This is a genomic window from Acinetobacter sp. YH12136 (assembly GCF_013418545.1).
GTDB lineage: Bacteria > Pseudomonadota > Gammaproteobacteria > Pseudomonadales > Moraxellaceae > Acinetobacter > Acinetobacter towneri.
The window spans coordinates 1-23775 of record NZ_VPBV01000035.1; the positions used below are offsets into that span (position 1 = coordinate 1).

Below are 23775 nucleotides of genomic sequence, written 5' to 3' on the forward strand. Positions count from 1 at the left end.
GTTTACGTTGTAGATGCTTAAAACACAAATCATTGACATAATTCCAGACAAAATTTACTTCGGATGCTAACTGATTTAGCACCTTGCAATGTTTGTCTTTTATGCGTAATTTGAGTGTCTTCATCCAGTTATTTTAACAGTATTTTTCTTAATAGTGACTATAGTACAAGTATTTAAAACGACATTTCGTGTCGTTCATATGGTTTACTCCAGTCGCTTATATCCTCGTGCTGAACCACGAGGTTTTACGCTCCAGTGGATAAAAATTATTTTGCTAGAAACAACTAAATAATTCCTAAAAGTTTTTAAATTAATAAAAATGATAAATTAGATTTATACAAATTCGCGGTTATAATCAAATTAATGAAAAAATTACCCAGTCCAGTGGAGTAGATCTGACATGGCAGGCGAAAACCAACAAGCACAAAATCCAGCTGCAAAAACTTTGTACGACAAATTGTGGGATGATCACTTGGTCACTCAACGTGATGATGGCTCGGCTTTATTGTATATCGACCGTCATTTATTGCATGAAGTGACTTCTCCACAAGCCTTTGAAGGTTTGCAACTTGCAGGACGTAAGCCGTGGCGTTTAAGTGCCAACGTGGCAACGCCTGACCATAACGTACCAACGTCTAAAAAAGAACGTGCGGACGGTATTGCAGGTATTGAAGATGATACTTCACGTATTCAGGTACAAACTTTAGATGACAACTGCAAAACCTTTAATGTGGTGCAGTTTGACATCAACGACATCCGTCAGGGGATTGCACACGTGGTTGGGCCTGAGCAGGGCTTAACTTTGCCAGGTATGACCGTAGTTTGTGGTGACTCACATACAGCGACTCACGGTGCATTTGGGTGTTTAGCGCATGGTATTGGGACGTCTGAAGTTGAACACGTATTAGCAACCCAATGCTTAGTTCAAAAGAAAATGAAAAACATGCTAGTGCGTGTAGATGGCAAATTAGGTCAAGGTGTTACACCGAAAGATGTCGTTTTAGCGATCATTGGTAAAATTGGTACTGCAGGCGGTACAGGTCACGCGATTGAGTTTGGTGGTCAAGTATTCCGTGATATGTCGATTGAAGGACGTATGACAGTATGTAATATGGCGATTGAAGCAGGCGCGCGCGTAGGTATGGTCGCTGTGGATGACAAAACCATTGAATACGTGAAAGGTCGTAACTATGCACCGAAAGGTGAGCAATGGGATGCTGCAGTTGCTTACTGGAATACTTTACATTCAGATGAAGGTGCTCATTTTGACACCGTGGTGGTATTGCAAGGTGAAGACATTGAGCCGCAAGTGTCTTGGGGAACTTCACCTGAAATGGTCATTCCAGTGTCACAAGCCGTACCAACTTTAGAACAGGCGAAAGATGACGTACAGCGCAATGACTGGACGCGTGCTTATCAATATATGGGCTTAACTGCAGGTCAGTCTTTGGCAGATATTCAATTAGACCGCGTATTTATTGGCTCATGTACCAACTCGCGTATTGAAGATATTCGTGCAGCCGCTGAAGTGATTAAAGGTCGTAAAGTTGCAGCAAGTATTAAACAGGCGATGGTGGTTCCAGGTTCTGGTTTAGTTAAGCAACAAGCGGAACAAGAAGGCTTAGACAAAGTGTTTGTAGAAGCAGGCTTTGAATGGCGTGAACCAGGTTGTTCAATGTGCTTGGCAATGAACGCAGACAAATTGCAACCGGGTGAACACTGTGCATCGACTTCAAACCGTAACTTTGAAGGTCGTCAAGGTAACGGTGGTCGTACCCATTTGGTGAGTCCAGCAATGGCAGCTGCGGCAGCAATCGCAGGTCATTTTGTAGACGTACGTTCATTCTAAGTTATGCCTTCATCCCAGCCTTCTTTCAGAGAGATGGCGTTCCCTCTCGCTATAGCAGAGGGCAAGGGAGAGGTTACGGATTCAGTGAGAATTAAACATGAAAAAATATACCGTTGAACAAGGTATCGTTGCACCATTAGACCGTGCCAATGTCGATACAGACTTAATCATTCCAAAACAGTTTTTGAAATCTATCAAACGTACAGGTTTTGGCGATAACTTATTTGATGAATTGCGTTATTTAGATGAAGGTTATCCGGGTCAGGACAACTCAAAACGTCCGATTAATACTGAGTTTGTATTGAATCAGCCGCGTTATCAGGGTGCTTCAATCTTAATTTCACGTGCCAACTTTGGTTGTGGTTCAAGCCGTGAGCACGCACCTTGGGCATTGAATGAATATGGTTTCCGTACCGTTATTGCACCAAGCTTTGCCGATATTTTCTTCAATAACTGCTTTAAAAACGGCATGTTGCCTGTGATCTTGTCTGAAGAGCAGGTCGAGCAATTATTTAAAGAGTGTGCGACGACTGAAGGCTATCAATTAACCATCGACTTGGACGCACAAGAAGTACGTACACCAAGCGGTACGGCATTTAAATTTGAAGTAGATCCATTCCGTAAACACTGTTTATTGAATGGTTTGGATGATATTGGCTTAACATTACAAGCAGCCGATGACATTCGTGCTTATGAAGAGAAAACTAAGCAGTCGCGTCCATGGGTTTTTGCCGAAATTCAGGCATAAATTCGCTGAAATTTGTCATAGCATCGCTGCCTAACTCTTGCTAACATCGGCACATAATAATTTTTATATTTTGTATCTAACAGGTGAGGTTGGGCGCGAACAATGACTAAAATTTTCGGTCGGCTTGCTGTCATTGGATTATGTATCACCATGCTAAGCGCATGCCAAACGTGGAATACAGCACGCATTAAACAGGTGAAAGAAACTGAACAAAGCAAATCCAATGCACTGATTTACTGTGCGGGTACAGATGATTGTGAGTTTGAGCGTTTAAATACGGTCACAATTGTCGATGCAGAAAAACATCGTGTTACACGTGCTGCCATTCAGGAGGGTTTAGTGCGTTTACAGGAATCATCCTTAAATAAATCCAATGCCTTGTATTTATCTGTACCGCCTAAACAACATGAATTGGTGATTCGCTTTTATCCCATTTCTAAAGATCGTGCAGAAAAACTGCATGTAATTCATAAGTTTAATGCCAGGCAAAAATATACCTTTAGAATGTATCGTGATCGAAGTCGTACTAAAGGCAGCTTATTAAATGTGTCTGCGCCAGATCCTTTATGTGTAGATTTGGTGCAAAACAACAAAACCATTCGACGTTTTTGCAAACCCTACAATGTCTTAAATGGCTTGGGTGAGTTTGTAGAACAAAAAATTTAATCCCACAGTCTTTGACTGTCATGAACAATGGAAACTCTCATGTCAAAACATATTTTGATTTTAGCTGGTGACGGCATTGGTCCAGAAATTGTGAAAGCTGCTGAACAAGTGCTGACACGTGTCAATGAAAAATTCAATTTGGGTTTGACTTGGGAACAAGGTTTATTGGGTGGTTCTGCAATTGATGCACATGGTGAACCGTACCCAGCAGTAACATCTGAGCAAGCGAAAAAAGCCGATGCAATTTTATTGGGTGCAGTTGGTGGTCCAAAATGGGACAACATTGAGCGCTCAATCCGTCCAGAGCGTGGTTTGTTAAAATTGCGTTCAGAACTCAATTTATTTGCGAACTTACGTCCTGCAATTTTGTATCCACAATTGGCAGATGCTTCAAGCTTAAAACCTGAAATTGTATCGGGCTTAGATATCTTAATCGTGCGTGAATTGACGGGTGGTATCTATTTCGGTCAGCCACGTGGTATTCGTGAATTAGAAAACGGTGAAAAACAAGGTTTTAACACCGACGTATATGCTGAGTCAGAAATCAAACGCATTGCAAAAGTAGCGTTTGAAATGGCGAAATTGCGTGGTGGTAAAGTATGTTCGGTAGATAAAGCCAACGTACTGGAAGTGACTGAATTGTGGAAGCAAACTGTGACTCAGTTACATGCAGAGCAGTACCCAGAAATCAACTTGTCGCACATGTATGTCGATAACGCAGCGATGCAATTGGTACGCGCGCCAAAACAATTTGACGTATTGGTGACAGGTAACTTGTTTGGTGACATCTTGTCTGATGAAGCGGCGATGTTGACAGGTTCTATTGGTATGTTGCCATCTGCATCTTTAGACGAAAATGGCAAAGGTATGTATGAGCCTTGCCATGGTTCAGCGCCAGATATCGCAGGTCAAAACTTGGCAAACCCATTGGCAACCATTCTTTCTGTGGCAATGATGTTACGTTACACCTTCCGCGAAGAAGCGGCAGCAAAAGCCATTGAAGATGCAGTAGGCAATGTATTAGATCAAGGTTTACGTACTGCCGATATTATGTCTGAAGGCATGAATAAAGTTGGTACTGTTGAAATGGGTCAAGCAGTCGTTACGGCACTCAACTAAAAATTTAAGCGATTTAACCTATCGCTTACAGCTCAAAATCAAATCATTAAACGCAGTCTTCGGGCTGCGTTTTTTTATTGGTTTTGTACTTTCAGAGTGTTTTAGCTAGGAGACTTAACAGCGTTGTCCCGAAACATACACTGCGGTAGCAATACCCTGCTGTAGGCGAAAATACAAATCACAAGTCGGTGCAACATCGTAACTTTCATGACTCGGGAAACCGATATTTAACGGAACAGCACCAATACCTGTAGTGGGATGCTGCGCCATAGGGATCGGAACACGTACAGGACGAATGATACGGTAATGTAGCAATTGAGGGGTAGCTTGAGCTGTACCAAGCTGTTGATAGCCAATTTGGCTTAATTGCAAATGGGTCAGGATATATTGGCTAGATTGACCAATAAATTGCTGTAAATACGCATCGCGGTTTAAAGTGGAATGCGGTGGATTACTACTACACGCCACTAAACTGAGCGCAAAAAGACCTGTTATACAAGCAACGCAGGATCGAAATAACATGCTTTTTCTCCCTTGCTCAAAACTTTATTGTAGAAGGCAATGCAAGAAAAGAATGTGGTGATTCGATAAGCGGCGGGGACGAATTAAAGGCTAAACAGAATTTTTTTAAGTGAACGTAAAAAAGCCACTCCGAAAGTGGCTTTAGCTTACTCTAAAACTTAGCGTGCGCGGTAAGTGATGCGACCCTTGGTTAAGTCGTAAGGTGTCATTTCAACTTTCACACTGTCGCCTGTTAAAATACGAATATAGTGTTTACGCATTTTACCAGAAATGTGAGCAATCACTTCATGACCGTTTTCTAAACGTACACGAAACATAGTATTAGGAAGCGTTTCGGTGACAACGCCTTCGAACTCGATGAGTTCCTCTTTATTGGCCATAGCCTACCTGAGTATCAAATTGGAAAGGCGCAAATTATAGGCAATTTTTCTGAAAAAAACAAGATGCTTTACCCTATACACAGCGCATCTGTTAGTAAAATAAGCGAATCATCGGTTTATACTTTTTCTGTAAAAATGGGCTTGGGTAGGTTGTCAGTTCGGTCAATCGCAGTTAATCTAATTTCAATCTTTTTAAGTATAAATGAAGTACATACAAGGAAGGTTTTTGCGTGGGTCAGCTAACTGATGCATCGGTTGTATTGCGTTTAGGCTACCAAGCGATTCGTCGTGCGGGGTTGCCAACCGAAGATATTTTAACAAAAGCAGGTGTGGCCTTAAATCAGGTCGAAGCCAATGAGCGTACGCCTTTAAATGCACAATATGCGTTTTGGGTTGCGGCTGAGGAAGTCAGTAAAGACCCTGATATTGGTTTACATCTGGGGGAACATTTGCCACTTTATCGCGGGCAAGTGATTGAACATTTGTTTATTTCTTCAGAAAACTTTGGTGAAGGCCTAAAACGTGCTTTGGCTTATCAACGCCTGATTAGTGATGCTTTTGATGCCAAATTGGTGGTGGAAGATGGACGCTGCTATTTAACCAATGGCGTGCAGCCGTGGTCAGAAAATATCGTCAATCGTCATTTTTCTGAATGCGCCATGTCGGGTGTTTTACGCTTCTTTAAATTCATTACCGAAGGTCGTTTTCAGCCTATTTATATTGACTTTAACTTTAGTGATGGTGCTGCAGATGATGAATATTTCCGTGTCTTTGAATGTCCTGTGAGTTTGGGGCAGAAAGAAACGCGTTTGTATTTTGATCCGAGTATTTTGGATTATCCACTGTGGCAGGCAGAACCTGAGTTATTGCAATTACACGAACAGTTGGCATTGGAAAAACTGCAGGAACTGGCGCGTTATGATTTGGTTGGTGAAGTGCGCCGTGCCATTGGTTCGACCTTAGAAAGTGGAGAAACGACACTAGAAACAGTGGCGGCACAATTGAATATCACGCCACGTCGTTTGCGTACCCAATTGAGTGAAGCCAATACCAGTTTTCAGCAAATTCTGTCCGATTATCGCTGTCGTCTGGCTAAACGATTATTATCGAATACCAATGAAAGTGTGGAGCGGATTGTGTACTTAACGGGTTTTTCAGAGCCAAGTACGTTCTATCGTGCCTTTAAACGCTGGACCAATGAAACCCCAGTGGAATATAGAAAGCGCAAGCAGCGTTAAGTTTGAAAATTTAAAACCTTTCCTAAACAGAATCCCCCTAAATCCCCCTTTTTCAAAGGGGGACTTTCGTTTTAAAGCCTCGAAATGGAGCTCCTCTCTTTGGAAAAGGGAGGTCGGGAGGGATTAAATTATTCCGGCATGTTTAACCAATGTGGCCCTAAAGGAACTTTCGGTAAATCATACTGTTCAGGATAATGTGCCTGAATAAAATACAAGCCATCTGGCGGGGCAGTAATTCCTGCTGCTTTACGGTCTTGAGCTGCAAAAATTTGGTCAATATGTGCAATGTCATACAAACCTTGCCCGATCTCCAATAGACAACCCATGATATTGCGAACCATGTGATGCAAAAAACCATCGGCTTGAATATCTAACACTAAATAATTGCCGTGACGAATTAAGCGGCAATGGCTGACATGACGGACAGGCTGATTGGACTGACACGCTGCGGCACGAAAGCTTTCAAAATTATGTGTCCCTTCAAATTTCTGCGCAGCCGCAATCATTTTATCGACATCTAAGGGATAATAAGCGTGAGTGACTTGTTTGTGCAGCAAGGCAGGGCGTTGTGGATTGTTATACACGACATAGCGATAACGCCGTGCCTGAGCCTTAAAACGAGCATGGAAGTCCATATCCATCGTTTTAATCCATTGAATTGCAATGTCTTTGGGTAGTTGGCTGTTGGCACCCATCAACCAACCGCGTTCAGGGCGAATGGCATGCGTATCAAAATGTGCCACCATATTGGTTGCATGCACGCCTGCATCGGTACGTCCTGCACCATGTAAAATAATGGGTTCATCGGCAATTTTGCTCAGAACTTTTTCAATGGTTTCCTGCACACTAGGTACGCCTGCTTGCTGGGTTTGCCAACCCCGATACCGAATGCCACAAAACTCAATTCCGATTGCAAAACGCTGCATAATCACCTCAAATCACACTGAAGACTGCCAATGCGCATACCACTGTGCAAGGCTGTCGTATTGTAAATACATTTTTAAGGCTTTGGCATAAAGATCTGCGTGACTTTGGCAATCACTGATTAAAATTTTACTGTCCTGTAACCACTGGCTGATCGCATAGCGTTGTTGCATGCCACCAAAAGTGACTTGGGTGGTGAGAATCACGGCACATTGTTGAGCTTGTAAGGCCTGAATTAACTCAATCACTTCGGCATTGACGGCCATATTGCCTGTACCATAACTCTGTAAAATGAGGCAGTGTGGTGGCTGTTGCTGTAAGGCTTTTAAATTATCGACCAAAGCGGAAATGGCAATTGGCTGTAACATCCAGTTCAGGCAGTTAAAGTGCTGGGCTTTTTCAATATGTTGAGTGCTAATGTTGAATGCTGGCTCATTCTGCGATTTGTTCTCCGTGTAAACCAAAGCAGACTGACCTGTAAATGCATTTAACTCGGTGGTGTGTTGTTTCAGTGCCGTTGCGGCATGAATCAGTTGCTGATGGAAGGCCAGATATACTCCCTGAGTCACTTGATGAATCTGTTGTAAAGCAAAATTTAGGTTGTCCAAGGCATCACTAAATTCACGGGTATCTGTGCCTTGTGCATTGAGTAAGGGATATTGGCTACCCGTGAGAATGACATGGGTACTTTGCGCTAAAAAACGTGCCAAGACTGCGCTGGCATAGCTGAGGGTGTCGGTGCCATGTAAAATAACGAAATGTTGAAAATCATCGTGTTGTAATTTTTGAATATATTGAATGAGCTGTAACCAGTCTGCGGCTGTGCAGGCACTACTGTCTTTAATGACAGGGGCAACAAAGCATTCAATCTCTAAATTTAGGGGTAAGACCTGTGCCAAGCGTGGCAGAAATTGCTCCGCAGGCATTGGGCTTAGTGGTTCACCGACACAGCCAAAAGTGCCGCCCATATAGATTAACGCAATTTTTTTCATCATAAAAAAAGCAGCCAAGAATGACTGCTTTATCTTAATCTGATTTGAATTAAGAAGCGATTTGATTCAGTAACTGATCGGCACGTTGGCGTTGTTCAGCAGAATAATTTGCGCCTTGTTCGCTAAGTAAAGCTTTCGCAGCATCATAAGCGCCCAATTCCACATATTGGTTCGCCAAGTCTAAATTCAACTGAATTTCATCTACTTGAGATAAGTCTGGGAATGATTTCACCAATGGATCATTTAGATCAACATCTGTGCTGACAACGGTTGCAGCAGGTTCAAGTGCAATACTTGGTGCAGCAATGACTTCAGGTTCAATTGCAGGCTGAAGGTTGGTTTCCTCAGCAGGCGCACTGTCAAATGTGAAATTAAAATCAGGCGTTGCAGGTTCAGCTTTTGCTTCAACCGCAGATGCGCTTTCTGGTGTAGAAAAATTGAAGTCTAGACTTGGGGCTTTGACTGAAGAAGCTTCATTGACTGTTGATTCTGGGGCTGTTGTTTCAGCTGGACTTGGTGTTAAATCAAACGTGAAGTCGAGCGGTTTAACTTCCTCTGCAGGGCTTACACTTGGTTCAGCTGTAATTGCAGGCGCTTCAGTTTTTGCTTCTGCTGCTGTGGAATCGAGTGAGAAATTAAAATCCAGTGCAGCAGGTTCTGCTTTGACTTCAGGTTCGGCTGCTTTTTCTACAACAGGTGCAGCAGCAGGGCTGAAATTTAACGATGAGGTATCAAATTCTAAAGCTGCTTCAGGTGCTGCTGTTTTATTTGAAGTTAGTTCGTGCTGTAACTGGTCAAAAGAAGAGCTATCAGAAGAGATATCATCTTTTGATTGTATGAGGGCATCAAAATCAGCAGTTGATTTTTGTTCAACAGGAGCCGATTCTAAATCCGCTGGAGTCGTTGGTTGAAAATCAATCCCATCAATTGCTTTGTTGTTTTGCTCATCAAATACTTGTTTTTGAGCTTCTGCTTGAACCAAAATATCATCAAGGCCCAAAGCGCGTATATGATTGAGTAATTGATCAATCGCAAACTCATCTTTTTGCTGTAAATGAATATCAAGCAATAACAAATACAAACCATGCAATGAGTTATCACGTTTTAATGCTTGGTTAATTTGTGCTTCTGCAGCAAAGAAATTACGTTCTTTGATCAGGTTTTCAATGTTGGTTTGGATTTTTACAGGAACAGGGGTAGAGTGTTGTGGTGTTGGAACAACCTCTTCAACCACCACCGATTTCTGGGCAACTTTTTTGGTAGTTGTGGTTTTCTTGGCACTGGTTTTGGCTGGCGCTGCTGTTTTCTTGTTGCTTGGTTCGGCTTCTTTACTTGCTTCACGCTTTTTCAAGAAAATTGCGATCACCAGTAATAAAATAAACGGAATCACATAAATCAGCATGTTTATACCCCTTGAGGATGTGGTCCCTGTTTGACCTTATCCCAAAAAAATCATTGTGTGTAACATTTAGTGTTTTGGCTTATTTGCGGCTTGTTGTTTTTGCAATTGTTGTTGCAGTTCAGCAAGGCGCGCGTTGAGTAATTGAATTCTGTGATCCTTCTGACGTAATGCCAATTCTAATTCTGTTACGTTTCTCTGTAATTTAACGGTTTTCTCACGGGATGTCATAACTTTTAATGACAAGTCACCCGAAGTTTGTGTGGATTGTGTGTTCTTCTTGGCAGAACCGTGGGTGGAGTCCTGTTGATTCTCTGCCACGAGGCTCATTTCTGCTTGATTTAAACGATATTTGGCTTTGCCTGATTGTGGTGTACTGGCCGTTTCTGGTTTTGGAATTGCGGCTTTTTTCTCTGTTTTAGAGTTAGCTTGTGCATGTAAATTTAAGGTCGCACCACGACGTAAACGATTGGCATCGCCTTGAATAAAAGCATGCTCATTATTGGCTTTAATTTGTTGCATCACTTCGGCAACAGGGCGATTGTTTTCGCCCGCAATGCGTGAGGCAATGGCCCATAATGATTCATTCGATTGCACTACATGTTGAGTATTGACCGTAGGCTTCGCTGTTACAGGGCTTGGTTTAGCTTGTGTAGCCGCTATTTGTGCAGGCTTTTTCGTTGCAGCAGCAGGCTGAGTTTGTGCTAGTTGCTTCGTACGTTGCTGTTCAGCAAATTTTTGTACCAATGGATCAGCCGATTGTTGTGCAGTGACTGACGTAGTCGCTGTAGATGCTGTCGGTGTTGGGTTGTTATTTGTTTTTGCTGGCGCTGCTTTTGGAGCAGCAACAGTCGTATTTTCACTCGCTGCGCTACGGCTTGGCGCAGTTTGAATCACTGTTACTGCTTGATGGTTTAACGCAGGCGGTGTATTGCGTTTAATGGTTAGCGGTGCTTCAAAAGCCTGTTGTTCAATTGCTTTGGGTGTTTCAACCTGATAGGCCGTACTTACAGGTAAATTTAAAGCAATATCTTGCTCATTGACAATCATGACAGGCGTTAAAGCTTGTTCATTACTGCGTTGCATAGCGGCCAATGGCGCAGGTGCACTGCGTTTTAATGGTGTACGAATATGTTGCAGGCGAGTTGCATTACCTTCTTTAATTTTGACCACAATATTCAACTCAGACTCGGTTAGAGGTCGAGATGAGGTAATGGTGATGACCCCTGTACCGTTGCTGTTACGACGTGTAAAAAAGTTAAGATGACCAGGCGGACGGTGGCTCGCACCAATCGACATCAGATCTTCGGCCGTAGCTAAACTAACATCAATCGCTTCATTCACATTCGATTGACGAAAGTTGATTTCGGCATAGAGCAATTCCCCAGTTGTTGACTGAATTTGAATCGGGTCAACATTCATTGCATACATTTGCTGTGAAGCCAAAATAGATAAAATGGCGATCTTTAATTTGTTATATACAGTCATCTTAATTGTTAGCTCGGTCATTTATCGCAAGGCGAAAAGGATAGAGTAGCGAGTTGTAGGTCGATTGTAAAATATTAACACGTTGATTACATAAAAAAGCCAGTCAAATTTGACTGGCTTGTTGAGATTGATCACAGAATCAAAAATGATTCAGTGCTCAAGACGAAGCTTAAGCATTTTTGTAATCAATTAAGATGCGTAACATACGACGTAATGGCTCTGCTGCGCCCCAAAGTAATTGGTCACCTACAGTGAATGCACCAAGGTATTCTTTACCCATGTTCATTTTGCGTAAACGACCAACAGGTACTGTTAAAGTCCCTGTAACTGCAACTGGGGTAAGATCGGTCATTGATGCTTCGCGTGTATTTGGTACCACTTTTGCCCATTGGCTTGATTGACGAATCATATCTTCAATTTCGTTCAGTGGAACGTCTTTTTTCAGCTTCAATGTGATTGCCTGAGAGTGACAACGCATTGCGCCAATACGCACACAGTGACCATCAATTGGAACAATCTGCTGATTGCCTAAAATCTTGTTGGTTTCAACCTGACCTTTCCATTCTTCTTTTGACTGACCGCTTTCAAGCTGTTTGTCGATATATGGAATGAGAGAACCCGCTAAAGGCACACCAAAGTTTGCCGATGGGAAACCTTCGCCGCGTTGTAATTCGGCAATTTTAGAGTCGATGTCTAAAATTGGTGAACGTGGGTCATCCAACAAGTCTTTGGTGTTGTTATACAAGTAGCCCATGCCTGTGATCAGCTCACGCATGTTTTGCGCACCTGCACCAGAAGCTGCTTGATAGGTCATTGAAGTTGCCCATTCCACCAAATTGTTTTGGAATAATGAACCCAAGCCCATCAACATGAGTGAAACAGTACAGTTACCGCCCACAAATGTTTTGGTGCCATTCACCAAGCCATCTTTAATGACATTCATGTTGACTGGATCAAGTACGATAATCGCTTCATCATCCATACGTAGGGTAGATGCAGCATCAATCCAGTAACCATTCCATCCTTCAGCTTTAAGCTTCGGGAAAACGGCAGAAGTGTAATCACCACCTTGACAGGTAATAATGACATCCATTTGCTTCAGACTTTCAATATCTGTTGCATCCATAAGTGCTGGGGCAGTCTTACCACCAAACGCTGGTGCTTCACCGCCAGCATTACTGGTAGAGAAATAGAATGGCTCAAAATGAGCAAAATCATTTTCTTCAACCATACGTTGCATAAGGACGGAACCCACCATCCCGCGCCAACCGACCAGACCTACTTTCATGTCACTTTGCCTCGGTGCGTTAAAAACAATAAAGGAATATAAGTCTATCAAAAGGGGACGCAACTGCAAGCATTACATGAACAAAACATGAGTATTATTGAGTGAAATCTCTTGTTTGTGTTACATACAAAATTGATAACTTTGGTTTTCATGTAAAAACGACAAAAAATACAAAAGAGTAAAGCAAGATGATTTGGGTAAAAGGGCTTGCAATATTAGTCATTTGGTTAAGTTTTTGGTCACTGATTCCACGTGATGAATGGTGGATTCGGGGCGCAGATTTTCCACGTTTACAGATCTTGGTTTTGGGCATCATTGCCTTTGTTTTGCTCCTAATTTGGGAGCAGACGTGGGATGTGTCTAGCCGGGTGATTTTAATTGGGCTGATTGCGGCTTTGGCTTATCAGCTCAAAATGGTCTTGCCCTACACCTTGCTGTGGAAAAAACAGGTCAAACAAGTTCGTCCAGAACAGCTAAATCCTGAAAAACAGATTTCATTAATCGTGTCCAATGTTCTGACACCAAATCAAAAATATCATCTTTTAATTGAACATATTCAAGCCTTAAAACCAGATTTGGTGTTGACCCTAGAATCTGATTTGGCTTGGCAGAAAGCCTTGTCTGTGATTGAAGCCGATTATCCTTATCGGGTCGCTGTGCCTTTAGATAATTTATATGGCATGCATTTATATAGCCGTTTGCCGTTACAAAACAGTGAGATCAAATTTATTCTGAGTGATGAAATTCCATCTATTCATACCAGTGTGATTTTGCCTTCGGGGCAACCAGTACAGTTGTATTGTTTGCATCCCAAACCTCCGAGTCCGACTGAAGCCAAAGATTCAGTTTTAAGAGATGCCGAATTGTTGATTGTAGGCGATCAAATCAAAGATTTAGATGAAAGTTGTATCGTGATGGGGGATTTAAACGATGTGGCATGGTCGCGGACTACACGCTTGTTTCAGCGGATCAGTGGTTTGCTCGACCCGCGCGTTGGACGGCACTATATCAATACCTTTCATGCCGATTATCCTTTACTGCGTTGGTCATTAGACCATGTATTTCATAGTACCGATTTTGCATTGGTGGATATGCAGCGTTTGGCGCATATCGGTTCAGACCATTTTCCTGTGTATGTGGTATTGCAAACTGGGCGGGTGTTTGATCGAATTCAGGAAGAGCTGCCCCAAACTGATGCCGATGAGCAGGAAGCACAACAGGCGATTCAGGATGGGATTGAAAAAGCAGAGCAAGAAGAAAAACTGGTGACCGATGAAATTGCACAACCGTATAAAGCACAGGATAAATCGGTTTAGAAATTAAACGAAAAGTGTACGAAATGGCTTACACGGATTTAGGCACATGACGCATGGTTTATTCTGACTGATCTGGTTAAGATTAATTCATCAGCACAAGGACTCGGGAACGGAATATCCCATTAAGGAAGACGACGCTGAGGGATAAACATCAAGGATATGATGTCGGTAAGGAACGCCATACAATAAAATAACAATAAGTTTTGAAAGCACAACCTCATGAGCCCGAGTTTTACAGGATGTAGAACTCGGGCGATGATTTTTTAGGGCTTATTTTTTCATTCTCATTGTTTTTAAACAAATTAAATTTCAATCAGCTCGATTCAGTTTTAAGGCTTTAGGTGTGTTTTGACTGCAAAACTTGCTGATATAAATCTAAGGTTTGATGACACATATCTGCCAAGCTGAACAATTCAACAGGGGTGACACTTTGCGGTATTTCCAGATGCAATTGCACTGCATTGAATAAAGCCACTTGGTCATCTGCTGCGATGAGCCCTTGCGGATACAGTTGTGACAAAATTTCAGCCACACCACCACGGTTCCAGCCAATCACAGGTGTTCCTACAGATAAAGCCTCAAGTGCAGTGCGTCCAAAGGTTTCCGCCTGATTGGAAAGTGAAAGTACAATATCGCTAAACGCAAGCCACTCGCGAATGTCAGAACGGTGTCCAACAAAGGTTATCGCTTCGGTCAGATGTTTATCCCGAATATTGCGTTCCAGTTCCTGTAAATAAGCTGCTTTTTTAACATCTGCACCGCCTACAACAACAGCATGAATCTGTGGATACTGGGTTTTTAATTTCGCAATTAGATCAATCAATGTTTCATGACCTTTTAAGCGGGTGATACGTCCCGGCAAACAAATTAAAAACTTATGTTCAAGTTCTGGGAAATCTTGATAGGTTTGTTGCATCCATTGTGCCGAAGGTTGATACCCGTGCGGAAATGCAGCAGGGTCAATTCCACGATAAATACGGACAATATCTTCAGGTGGACAGTTTTGATAATGATCACGAATGTATTTCACTACACTGTCAGAAACTGCGATCACTTTTTCCGCTTGGGTCATAATTTGGCTGTAACGGTTAACTGAATAAAAACCATGTACAGTTGAAATTAAGTGTGGACGTTTTTCGGCTGGAATACCTTTTAGGGAAAAATGAGTTAGCCATGCAGGTACGCGGGAACGTACATGCACAATATCAGGTTGATGTTGCATAATCAGTTGGCGTAAAGGACGGATTTGCCACAAGCTTGATAATGATTTTTTGTGGATGGCTAACTTTAAATGAGTGGAACCTTCAGCTTCGAGTTGGTTAACCATCCGTCCGCCATTCGACACCACCAATGACGTATGTCCTTGAGCGACCAAGGCTCGGGCGATTTCGAGCGTACCGCGTTCTACACCGCCACTGTTTAATTCGGGTAATAACTGCATGACTTTCATGAATCTTTCCTTCTGCCGTACAGATTAGTAAATACTGTCATAACCTTCGGGGCGGCTCTTAAACCGACGATGAAACCACATATATTGGGTAGGAGCGATCCGTAATTGCTGCTCGATAATGAAATTGGTGCGCGTTGCATCTGCTACTTCATTTGTGCTTGGAAAATCCAGCAGTTCAGGCTCAATCAAGACTTTATATTGCGGGTTGGAAAGCTTGCCTGTACGGTAGAAATATAACGGAATTGCTGCGGCTTTGGTCATTTTAAGTAAACGACGATGCGCTGTAACTGTCGCAGCAGGCACGCCAAAAAATGGCGCCATAACACCTTGTTTTAAACCAAAGTCCTGATCTGGGCTATACCAAATGGCACGACCATTTTTTAAGTGGCGGATTAAACCACGCATGTCATCGTGGTCAATTTGATGACCGTAAATGGTGGCGCGACAACGGTAAATCAGCATGTCCAGTAAGGGATTGTTTTGTGGACGATAGACCACATCGGGGTCAAAATATTGTGCACAGACATAGCCACCTGCATCTAGCAGAGTAGAATGTGTGCCTAACAATAAAACCCCGCGACCATCTGCTTGGGCTTGCTGAATATGTTCCAAACCTTCAACCTGAGTGCGTCCTTTAAACCACTGTGGACAGTACCATGCATTTAAGGTTTCAAATACGCCCAGCATTTGATCAACAAAGACTTGGCGAGCATTTTCATGTACTTCAGCCTCGCTCCATTCAGGAAAACACACTTCCAAATTGCGTAACGTAGTTACGCGACGTGACTTCATGCTGTTAAAGGCAAGATTGCCTAAAAGCTGCGCCAAACGATACTGAATCGCCCACGGCAAAATGGCTAAAATCATCAGGCAGACAATGCCAATCCAGATGCCCCAATATTTTGGCAACAGGAAAGACCATTGAAATTCGCCTGGTTGATATTCAGTGTGTTGACTCATAATGACCGTGTAAAGTGTTGTATCGTTGCAGTTTAGCACGAACCGATTTTAAAATTTAAAAGCATCCGTCCAATGGGAAAGATGCTTAAAACGGTTTTGCGAAGTCTTTCAGGACAAGCGTAGACGAAGTGTCAATAGACCCTAGTTACCATTCGCCAAGTTCTCCAGTTCGTCCCAACGCTCCAGTTTTTCCAGCAGTTCTTCATCAATTTCAGCCAAACGCTGTGAGGCTTTGGTGGCTGCATTGGCATCTGTTACAAACCAAGAACCATCCGCCAGTTTTTCAGCCAATTCGGTTTGTTCCTGTTCCAGTGCTTCAATTTCACCTGGCAACTGCTCTAAAGCACGTTGATCTTTGTAGCTCAATTTTACTTTTTTAGCCGTTGGTGCTGCTGCAGCCGCTTCGGCTTTGGCAACGGCTTTTTTAACATCACTTTTTTGATCAACCACAGTTTGGTCTGGGCGTTGCTGCAAATAGTCCTGATAGCCGCCAATATATTCATCAATATTGCCTTTGCCATCAAATACCCAAGTTGAAGTCACCACGTTGTCCATAAAGGCACGGTCGTGTGAAATCAGCAATAAGGTGCCTTTATAGTCGCTGAGCATTTCCTCAAGCAATTCTAAAGTGACCATATCCAAGTCGTTGGTCGGCTCATCCATCACTATCAGGTTAGATGGTTTGAGTAATAATTTTGCCAGTAAAATACGGTTGCGTTCACCGCCAGACAAGGCTTTAACAGGCGTGCGCGCACGTTCTGGTGAGAATAAAAAGTCTTGTAAATAACTATAGATATGACGACGTTGTCCGTTCACATCAACAAAATCTGAACCTTCAGACACGTTATCTTTGACCGACTTTTCCAAATCCAAGACGTTACGCAATTGGTCAAAATAGGCAATTTCCAGTTGTGTTCCTGTTTTGACAGAGCCGCCATGCTCAATTTCACCTAAAATGGCTTTAATCAGGGTGGTTTTACCGACACCGTTATCGCCAACTAAACCAATACGGTCGCCACGTAATACCAATGTTGAAAAGTCTTTGATAATTGGAGCTTGATTGCCAAAGGCCACTTGTAAATGTTCAATATCAAAGACCAGTTTACCTGAGCGATTGGCTTCCTGCGCTGCCATATTGACTTTGCCTTGTTGGAAGCGACGTGCTTTGGATTCTTCACGTAAGGCTTTTAAAGCACGCACACGTCCTTCGTTGCGGGTACGACGTGCTTTAATGCCTTGACGAATCCATGCTTCTTCTTCGGCCAGTTTTTTATCAAACAGCGCATTTTGTTTTTCTTCAGCTTCAAGTTGCTGCGCTTTTAAATCTAAATAACGCGAATAGTTGCCTTCGTAGCTGCGTAATACACCACGATCTAACTCGACAATGCGGGTGGCGATACTATCGACAAAAGCACGGTCATGCGAAATAAACAGTAGAGTTAAATTATTTTGATCGAGTAAAAATTTTTCTAGCCATTCAATACTTTCCACATCTAAGTGGTTGGTCGGCTCATCTAGCAACAATACGTCAGGTTGGGTGAGTAGGGCACGTGCCAACAACACACGACGTTTACGTCCACCCGATAAATCGGCCAAGTCGGCATTTGGATCAAGTCCCATTTTACTTAAAATGGCATTGACCTTATTTTCTAGCGCCCAGCCATCAAGCTGATCTAGCTTGTGTTGCAAGTTCCCCATACGGTCACAGGCATCCATATCGCCCAATACACAGGCATCACTGGCTTCGTGATAGGCTTTTAATACTGCAGCAGCTTCGCCTGCACCATCAGCAACAATATCGGCGACTTTGCCTGAATCCATGGGCACATCTTGCGCCAACATGGCAATGGTGATGCCATTTTGAATAGACACTTCACCTGCATCGGGCAGTAAACTTCCTTCAATCAGTTTAAGTAGAGTAGACTTACCTTCTCCATTACGGCCAATCAAACACACTCGTTCGCCACGTTCTAGGTTAAAATTCGCGCCGTCGAGCAAGGCAGGTCCACCAAATGCAAGTTGGACATCCCTTAAAGTAATATAGGCCATAGTGTTTCCTAAAAAATCTCAAATGAGGATTTGAAATGACTAAACAAAGTATAGATGATCAGGCGTCATTTTCCGCACCCATTGAAGATTTGCAAGTGCGAATTGCATTTTTGGACGATTTAGTTGAGCAATTGAATGAACAAGTGGTTCATCAAAGTCTGGAAATTGCTGATTTAAAGAAACAAATGCAGTTGTTATATCAGCGGGTAGAGTCGGCAGATTTGTCGGATGGGATTGCACCATTTGACCCGATGACCAATCGCCCACCACACTATTAATCAATCGTACTTAATCAACGGTATTGGTTTCCGTGCTGATTTTAATTTGACCTTTGCTGTACTTCCCGCTGTAATGCTCGGCTGCTGTGCCTGAATCTTTTAAACCCTATTGTGTCCGCTAAAGTTTATGTCCTTTAAAGTTGTGTTACTTGACCTTGAAAACAACCAGCCTACCGCGACTTTGTTGCGAGAAATTATTGAGCATCATCCGAGTGTGTATCTGTTTAATTGTGCAGGAAAATTTGAATATAACTTGCAGGATTTAACTGAGTTGGCTGGCTGGATCAGTACCGGTCAGCTTATGATTTTAGACAGCCCGCGCGCAGAGTTTAAAGAGTTTGAATATGCGGTGGTGGTGGGGCAACTGATGGCACTGCTAGAGCCAGAAACACAAGTTGAAGTGATTTCTGCGGCTGATAGTATTCAGATTTTAATGGAAATGTTGCAAGCATCTGAAATTGCCTGTCACCTGATTCATATTCAGCCTGAAACGCAGTCTGGGAAAAGCAAAAATCGTTTACCAAGCCCAATGGCAATTCGCAACAAACCTGAATTGCTGTTGGTAAAAAAGTATTGTGATGCGTTGGCAAAAATGTCAGGCAAGCCAACCAACGTAGAGGCTTTAAAAAACTCGATTGCCAATATTTTGCAACTTGAGGCAGACAAAGTGCAGCATGTGGTTGGCATGTTGATGAACCTGAAAATTGTAAAGCGGGTGGATGAGCAAATTAGCTTTCGTAAAAAAGTACTGAAGCAGTGGGTTCAACTTGACTTGGATGCTGTGGAAGAATCTACGCAAGAGGCGACAGTCACTTCTACAATCGTGGCGCAAACTGAAGCCGCAGAGGTACATCCTCAGCACAGTTTATTTAAAAACTTTAGCCAAATTGACCCTGTGCAATGGGAGGTTGCCAAAAAGTTACGTGAGCTAAAGGGTGAAAAACCGAAAGATATTTATGAGTTGCGTGATTTACTAGAGCGGTTATTTCCAAAGTCTGATATTCGTTTATTGCTCAAAGAACTGATTGAAAAAGGCTATATTTATTGGAATGGACATGAAGTTCTATATAGTCATGAGATGTTTTTAAGCTAAGTTTTAGAATTTTTCGATTAATGGCATGAGTCGATTTAAAACCCATCTGCAAGATAGTTTTTTATCGATACGACTGATTTAAGTCATCATTTATCAACCATTTAAAGTTTTGAAAATGATGCCTTTTCACGTAAGACGATTTTAAGCTGTTTGTAGGCAGATAGACTAAAACACTTGAAATAAATAAATCACAGCTTATTTTAATCTTGCGTTTTATATTGTGCTTATGCAACTCTAATATAAGAATAGAAAGGTTGTACTATGGAAAATACTGGAATTTGGGTTGCCGTTGCCATCATTATATTTGTGATGGGCTCTATTTTTGGTCTGCGTGTCAGCCCAAGAGAAAAAGCTTTAGGATTGATGCGTGAAAAAGCCCGAAAAATGGGACTACACCCTCGTTTGGTGGTTGCGCCTGACTGGACAAAAATCCCGAAAGCCACGGAATCACGTGCCAGTATGGTGGCGTATTACAGTGTACTCATTGCCGATGCACGTTTACCGTTAATGCGTGCTTTAGTGACAGACCAAAAGCTAGAACTGTTGCATGGCGATGAGAAATTCCAAGGCTTACCCATTGCATTAAAGGGCATTTATGCTATTGATATGCAGGCAAACTGTGTAGGAATCTATTGGGATGAAGAAGCCGATCTTCGCGCAACTCAATTAGATGAGATGAAAGCCTTTTTACATAGCTTGGCTGAACGTTAATTTTTAAACCATTAAATAGGAAATACGGTTACTTATGGCGAACGCTCCTCGGTCCACATCCAAAAGCACTGCAGCCAAATCTGAAGCTGGTCACAAACGTGCCTTAGTGATTGTGGAGTCGCCTGCAAAAGCGAAAACAATCAATAAATATCTTGGTTCGGACTACATTGTGAAGTCTTCGGTCGGTCACGTGCGTGATTTGCCAACCAGTGGTGGCGCAAAAACCACAGAAAAGAAAACCACCACCCGAACCAAACTGACCGAGGCTCAGAAAGCTGAAAAAGCTCAACAAGCATTAGTCAACCGTATGGGGGTTGATCCTGAACATGACTGGAAAGCACACTATGAAGTGCTGCCAGGCAAAGAAAATGTAGTCGCTGAATTAAAAAAACTGGCATCGCAGGTCGATGAAGTCTATCTCGCAACGGACTTGGACCGTGAAGGGGAAGCGATTGCGTGGCACTTAAAAGAAGTCATTGGTGGAGATGACTCACGTTATCAACGTGTCGTGTTTAACGAAATTACCAAAAATGCGATTCAAGAAGCCTTTAAGCATCCTGCGCGTTTAGATACCAACAAAGTCAATGCCCAACAGGCACGTCGTTTCTTAGATCGCGTGGTGGGTTTTATGATTTCGCCACTGCTCTGGGAAAAAATTGCCCGTGGTTTATCGGCAGGACGAGTGCAGTCAGTTGCGGTGAAGCTGGTTGTGGAGCGCGAGCGTGAAATTCGCGCCTTTGTACCCGAAGAATATTGGCAAGTCTTTGCAGATACTAAATCTGAAAAAGATGACATTCGTCTAGAAGCGGTTAAGCAAGCGGGTAAAACCCTCAAGTTACGCAACAAAGCTGAAACCGATGCTTTACTGAACTTGATTAAAGATGCGCAATACACCGTATCTGCACGTGAAGATAAGCCGACCAAAGTCAACCCAAGTGCGCCGTATATCACGTCAACGCTGCAACAGGCAGCGAGTACCCGTCTTGGTTTTTCAGTCAAGAAAACCATGATGCTGGCACAGCGTTTGTATGAAGCAGGTTTTATCACCTATATGCGTACTGACTCGACCTTCCTGAGTGATGACGCGGTCAATATGGTGCGTACACATATTGAAGCGGAGTTTGGTCAAAAATACCTACCTGCTAAACCAAATCGTTATGGCAATAAAGCAGGTGCACAAGAAGCGCACGAAGCGATTCGTCCATCTAATGTTGCGCTTAAAGGCGACAATTTAGTGGGTGTAGAACGCGATGCACAGCGTTTATATGATCTGATTTGGCGTCAGTTCGTCGCTTGCCAAATGACACCAGCCGAATATTTATCATCGACCATTTTAGTGGATGCCAATGGTGTTGAGTTAAAAGCCAAAGGTCGTACGCTGGTTTTTGATGGTTTTACTAAAGTGCGTGGGCAAAACAAATCGGATGATGATGTGTTACTGCCTGCAGTTAAAGTCGGTGAAATTCTTAAATTAGTAAAGCTTGATCCATCGCAACACTTTACCAAACCACCTGCGCGTTTTACCGAAGCCTCTTTGGTGAAAGAGCTTGAGAAAAAAGGTATTGGACGTCCATCGACCTATGCTGCGATTATTTCAACTATTCAAGACCGTGGTTATGTCAAACTGGAAAACCGTCGTCTTTATGCCGAAAAAATGGGTGAGATTGTTACAGACCGCCTGGATGAAAGTTTTAATAATCTGATGAACTACGACTTTACAGCAGACTTGGAAGGTCAGCTAGATAAGGTTGCAGATGGTGAACGTGACTGGAAAGACTTACTCAACAGTTTTTATGGTGACTTCAAACAGCGTTTGACCAATGCACAGGGCGAACAAGGCATGCGCCGTAATCTCCCTGTAGAAGTTGATGCCGTGCATTGTAAAGAATGTTCACGTCCAATGCAGATTCGTACAGGTACAACAGGGGTTTTCTTGGGATGTTCAGGCTATAACTTGCCACCAAAAGAACGTTGCAAGGGAACTTTGAACCTGACTCCTGTCGAGTCGCTTGCCGCATTGTCGGATGATGATGCCGCTGAAACTGCAGATTTGATGTCTAAAAAACGCTGCCCAATTTGCGAAACGGCTATGGATAGTTACGTGATTGATGGTGGTCGTAAACTGCATATTTGCGGGAATAACCCAGACTGTGCAGGTTTCGAGCTAGAAGAAGGCGAGTTCAAAATTAAAGGCTATGATGGCCCAACCATTCCGTGCGACAAGTGTGATGGCGAAATGCAGTTGAAAACAGGTCGTTTTGGCCCTTATTTTGCCTGCACCAGTTGTGAAAACACACGTAAAGTACTCAAGAATGGTCAGCCTGCGCCACCGCGTGTTGATCCAATTAAAATGGAACATTTACGCTCAACCAAACACGATGATTTCTTTGTGTTGCGTGATGGTGCAGCAGGCTTGTTTTTGGCAGCCAGTAAGTTCCCGAAAGTACGTGAAACCCGTGCGCCGAAAGTCGCGGAATTGCGTACTGTTGCAGAACAGCTTGATCCAAAATATCAATTTATTTTGCAAGCACCTGATGCAGACCCAGAGGGTAATCCAACATTGGTGAAATTTAGCCGTAAGAATCAAGCGCAATATATTGGTTCGGAAACGCCTGAAGGCAAACAAACCAAATGGTCATTGGTTTACCAAGATGGTAAATGGGTTGAGGCTTAATTATCCAAATTACAAAATGCTGGCTTCGGTCAGCATTTTTTTAAATCATATAATTTGAAATGTGAAAAATAAAAAACAGAGAGGTTTTGTGAATCTTAATCCGATGTGGGGGTCGAGTTTAAAGATAATAAGATTAAACTCGGTAAAGTGATTGCCTAAAGATATTTAAAGTATGTGGAAAAAATCCGAATTTTATGCTTATTGCTGGTTTTACTGGTCGTTGCAGTCAATGCTTGGCGTGATCAGAATCAAGACTGGAATAAGCCCATCATCGTATTGTTACATCCAATCAATGCCGATGGACGATCAAACACCCAAAACTATATCAATACATTAAATATCAATAATTTAAATTCAGCTCAAGACTATCTAAAACAAGCTTCTTTGCAGTATCGTTGGCAACCGATTGCGCTTTATTTCAAACAGGGGCGAGAATTAAAGCAGTTGCCACCAAAAGTGCCTGAGCAAGCATCGCTACTGAGCACCGTACTTTGGAGTTTAAAGGTAAGCGTCCGCTGAACCCCATGCCTATTTTTTAATTCGGTTCAGGTTTCCAGCGGTGTGGTAGCAATTCTTCAATCTGAGTCACTTTATGTGTCGGCAACCTTTTCAGCACATCACTTAAATAGGC

General features: G+C 42.7%; 21 protein-coding genes and 2 pseudogenes. 11 read left to right on the forward strand and 12 right to left on the reverse strand.

What is annotated here, in order from left to right:
• A pseudogene (locus tag FTU71_RS13020) lies at positions 1 to 124 on the reverse strand (RNA-guided endonuclease TnpB family protein); the annotation flags it as partial.
• Between the two features lie 276 nt (positions 125 to 400).
• Between FTU71_RS13020 and leuC the strand changes: the two are divergent.
• The 4 genes from leuC (at position 401) to leuB (ending at position 4382) form a co-directional block, all read left to right on the forward strand.
• Positions 401 to 1849, forward strand: coding sequence for a 3-isopropylmalate dehydratase large subunit (gene leuC / locus FTU71_RS13025; protein ID WP_179993535.1), 1449 nt, complete (start codon positions 401 to 403; stop codon positions 1847 to 1849).
• Positions 1850 to 1946: 97 nt separating this feature from the next.
• Positions 1947 to 2597 (forward strand): 3-isopropylmalate dehydratase small subunit, encoded by a 651-nt coding sequence (gene leuD / locus FTU71_RS13030; RefSeq protein ID WP_179993536.1) that lies wholly within the window; start codon positions 1947 to 1949, stop codon positions 2595 to 2597.
• 102 nt (positions 2598 to 2699) lie between these two features.
• Complete coding sequence (locus tag FTU71_RS13035) at positions 2700 to 3263, forward strand: hypothetical protein (protein ID WP_179993537.1); 564 nt, start codon at positions 2700 to 2702, stop codon at positions 3261 to 3263.
• Between the two features lie 39 nt (positions 3264 to 3302).
• Complete coding sequence (gene leuB / locus FTU71_RS13040) at positions 3303 to 4382, forward strand: 3-isopropylmalate dehydrogenase (RefSeq protein WP_004976098.1); 1080 nt, start codon at positions 3303 to 3305, stop codon at positions 4380 to 4382.
• A gap of 114 nt (positions 4383 to 4496) precedes the next feature.
• On the opposite strand, the gene FTU71_RS13045 is transcribed toward leuB, so the two are convergent.
• Positions 4497 to 4904 carry a hypothetical protein gene (locus tag FTU71_RS13045; RefSeq protein ID WP_179993538.1) on the reverse strand — a complete coding sequence of 136 codons (408 nt, stop codon included), beginning with the start codon at positions 4902 to 4904 and terminating at the stop codon, positions 4497 to 4499.
• A gap of 158 nt (positions 4905 to 5062) precedes the next feature.
• A complete protein-coding gene (infA, locus tag FTU71_RS13050; protein WP_001284370.1) occupies positions 5063 to 5284 on the reverse strand; it encodes a translation initiation factor IF-1 in 222 nt (73 codons plus the stop codon).
• A 230-nt stretch (positions 5285 to 5514) separates the two neighbouring features.
• On the opposite strand from infA, the gene FTU71_RS13055 reads away from it, so the two are divergent.
• Positions 5515 to 6522 carry an AraC family transcriptional regulator gene (locus tag FTU71_RS13055; RefSeq protein WP_004976104.1) on the forward strand — a complete coding sequence of 336 codons (1008 nt, stop codon included), beginning with the start codon at positions 5515 to 5517 and terminating at the stop codon, positions 6520 to 6522.
• Between the two features lie 128 nt (positions 6523 to 6650).
• Here the strand turns inward: FTU71_RS13055 and truA are convergent, their stop codons facing one another.
• The 5 genes from truA to asd form a co-directional block, all read right to left on the reverse strand.
• Positions 6651 to 7448, reverse strand: coding sequence for a tRNA pseudouridine(38-40) synthase TruA (truA, locus tag FTU71_RS13060; RefSeq protein WP_154321070.1), 798 nt, complete (start codon positions 7446 to 7448; stop codon positions 6651 to 6653).
• 12 nt (positions 7449 to 7460) lie between these two features.
• Positions 7461 to 8441: an asparaginase gene (locus FTU71_RS13065; RefSeq protein ID WP_004976109.1), complete on the reverse strand. Its 981-nt coding sequence runs from the start codon at positions 8439 to 8441 to the stop codon at positions 7461 to 7463.
• Between the two features lie 46 nt (positions 8442 to 8487).
• On the reverse strand, positions 8488 to 9840 hold the full coding sequence (locus FTU71_RS13070; protein ID WP_179993539.1) for a fimbrial protein FimV: 1353 nt from the start codon (positions 9838 to 9840) through the stop codon (positions 8488 to 8490).
• 66 nt (positions 9841 to 9906) lie between these two features.
• Positions 9907 to 11325 carry a FimV family protein gene (locus FTU71_RS13075; RefSeq protein ID WP_257222287.1) on the reverse strand — a complete coding sequence of 473 codons (1419 nt, stop codon included), beginning with the start codon at positions 11323 to 11325 and terminating at the stop codon, positions 9907 to 9909.
• A gap of 169 nt (positions 11326 to 11494) precedes the next feature.
• A complete protein-coding gene (gene asd / locus FTU71_RS13080) occupies positions 11495 to 12613 on the reverse strand; it encodes an aspartate-semialdehyde dehydrogenase (RefSeq protein WP_004976115.1) in 1119 nt (372 codons plus the stop codon).
• 188 nt (positions 12614 to 12801) lie between these two features.
• On the opposite strand from asd, the gene FTU71_RS13085 reads away from it, so the two are divergent.
• Positions 12802 to 13929 carry an endonuclease/exonuclease/phosphatase family protein gene (locus tag FTU71_RS13085; protein ID WP_180112059.1) on the forward strand — a complete coding sequence of 376 codons (1128 nt, stop codon included), beginning with the start codon at positions 12802 to 12804 and terminating at the stop codon, positions 13927 to 13929.
• Between the two features lie 337 nt (positions 13930 to 14266).
• Here FTU71_RS13085 and FTU71_RS13090 read toward each other — a convergent pair whose 3' ends face one another.
• The 3 genes from FTU71_RS13090 to FTU71_RS13100 all read right to left on the reverse strand — a co-directional run bounded on the left by FTU71_RS13090 (position 14267) and on the right by FTU71_RS13100 (position 18388).
• On the reverse strand, positions 14267 to 15379 hold the full coding sequence (locus tag FTU71_RS13090) for a glycosyltransferase family 4 protein (protein ID WP_004976117.1): 1113 nt from the start codon (positions 15377 to 15379) through the stop codon (positions 14267 to 14269).
• Positions 15380 to 15403: 24 nt separating this feature from the next.
• Positions 15404 to 16339, reverse strand: coding sequence for a lauroyl acyltransferase (locus tag FTU71_RS13095; RefSeq protein WP_180112060.1), 936 nt, complete (start codon positions 16337 to 16339; stop codon positions 15404 to 15406).
• Between the two features lie 141 nt (positions 16340 to 16480).
• Entirely contained in the window at positions 16481 to 18388 is a 1908-nt protein-coding gene (locus FTU71_RS13100; protein WP_004976119.1) for an ATP-binding cassette domain-containing protein, read from the reverse strand.
• 35 nt (positions 18389 to 18423) lie between these two features.
• On the opposite strand from FTU71_RS13100, the gene FTU71_RS13105 reads away from it, so the two are divergent.
• The 5 genes and pseudogenes from FTU71_RS13105 to FTU71_RS13125 all read left to right on the forward strand — a co-directional run.
• On the forward strand, positions 18424 to 18666 hold the full coding sequence (locus FTU71_RS13105; RefSeq protein ID WP_004976120.1) for a SlyX family protein: 243 nt from the start codon (positions 18424 to 18426) through the stop codon (positions 18664 to 18666).
• Between the two features lie 127 nt (positions 18667 to 18793).
• The gene (locus FTU71_RS13110; protein WP_179993544.1) at positions 18794 to 19759 is read left to right on the forward strand and encodes a hypothetical protein; all 966 of its coding nucleotides are present in this window, start codon (positions 18794 to 18796) and stop codon (positions 19757 to 19759) included.
• A 261-nt stretch (positions 19760 to 20020) separates the two neighbouring features.
• Positions 20021 to 20470, forward strand: coding sequence for an ammonium transporter (locus FTU71_RS13115; protein ID WP_004976129.1), 450 nt, complete (start codon positions 20021 to 20023; stop codon positions 20468 to 20470).
• A gap of 34 nt (positions 20471 to 20504) precedes the next feature.
• Positions 20505 to 23144 carry a type I DNA topoisomerase gene (gene topA / locus FTU71_RS13120; protein ID WP_180112061.1) on the forward strand — a complete coding sequence of 880 codons (2640 nt, stop codon included), beginning with the start codon at positions 20505 to 20507 and terminating at the stop codon, positions 23142 to 23144.
• A 174-nt stretch (positions 23145 to 23318) separates the two neighbouring features.
• Positions 23319 to 23648: pseudogene (locus FTU71_RS13125) on the forward strand (hypothetical protein); the annotation flags it as partial.
• A gap of 31 nt (positions 23649 to 23679) precedes the next feature.
• Here FTU71_RS13125 and FTU71_RS13130 read toward each other — a convergent pair.
• Positions 23680 to 23775 (reverse strand): transposase domain-containing protein (locus FTU71_RS13130; RefSeq protein WP_075175639.1); only part of this gene is annotated, 96 nt, incomplete at its 5' end.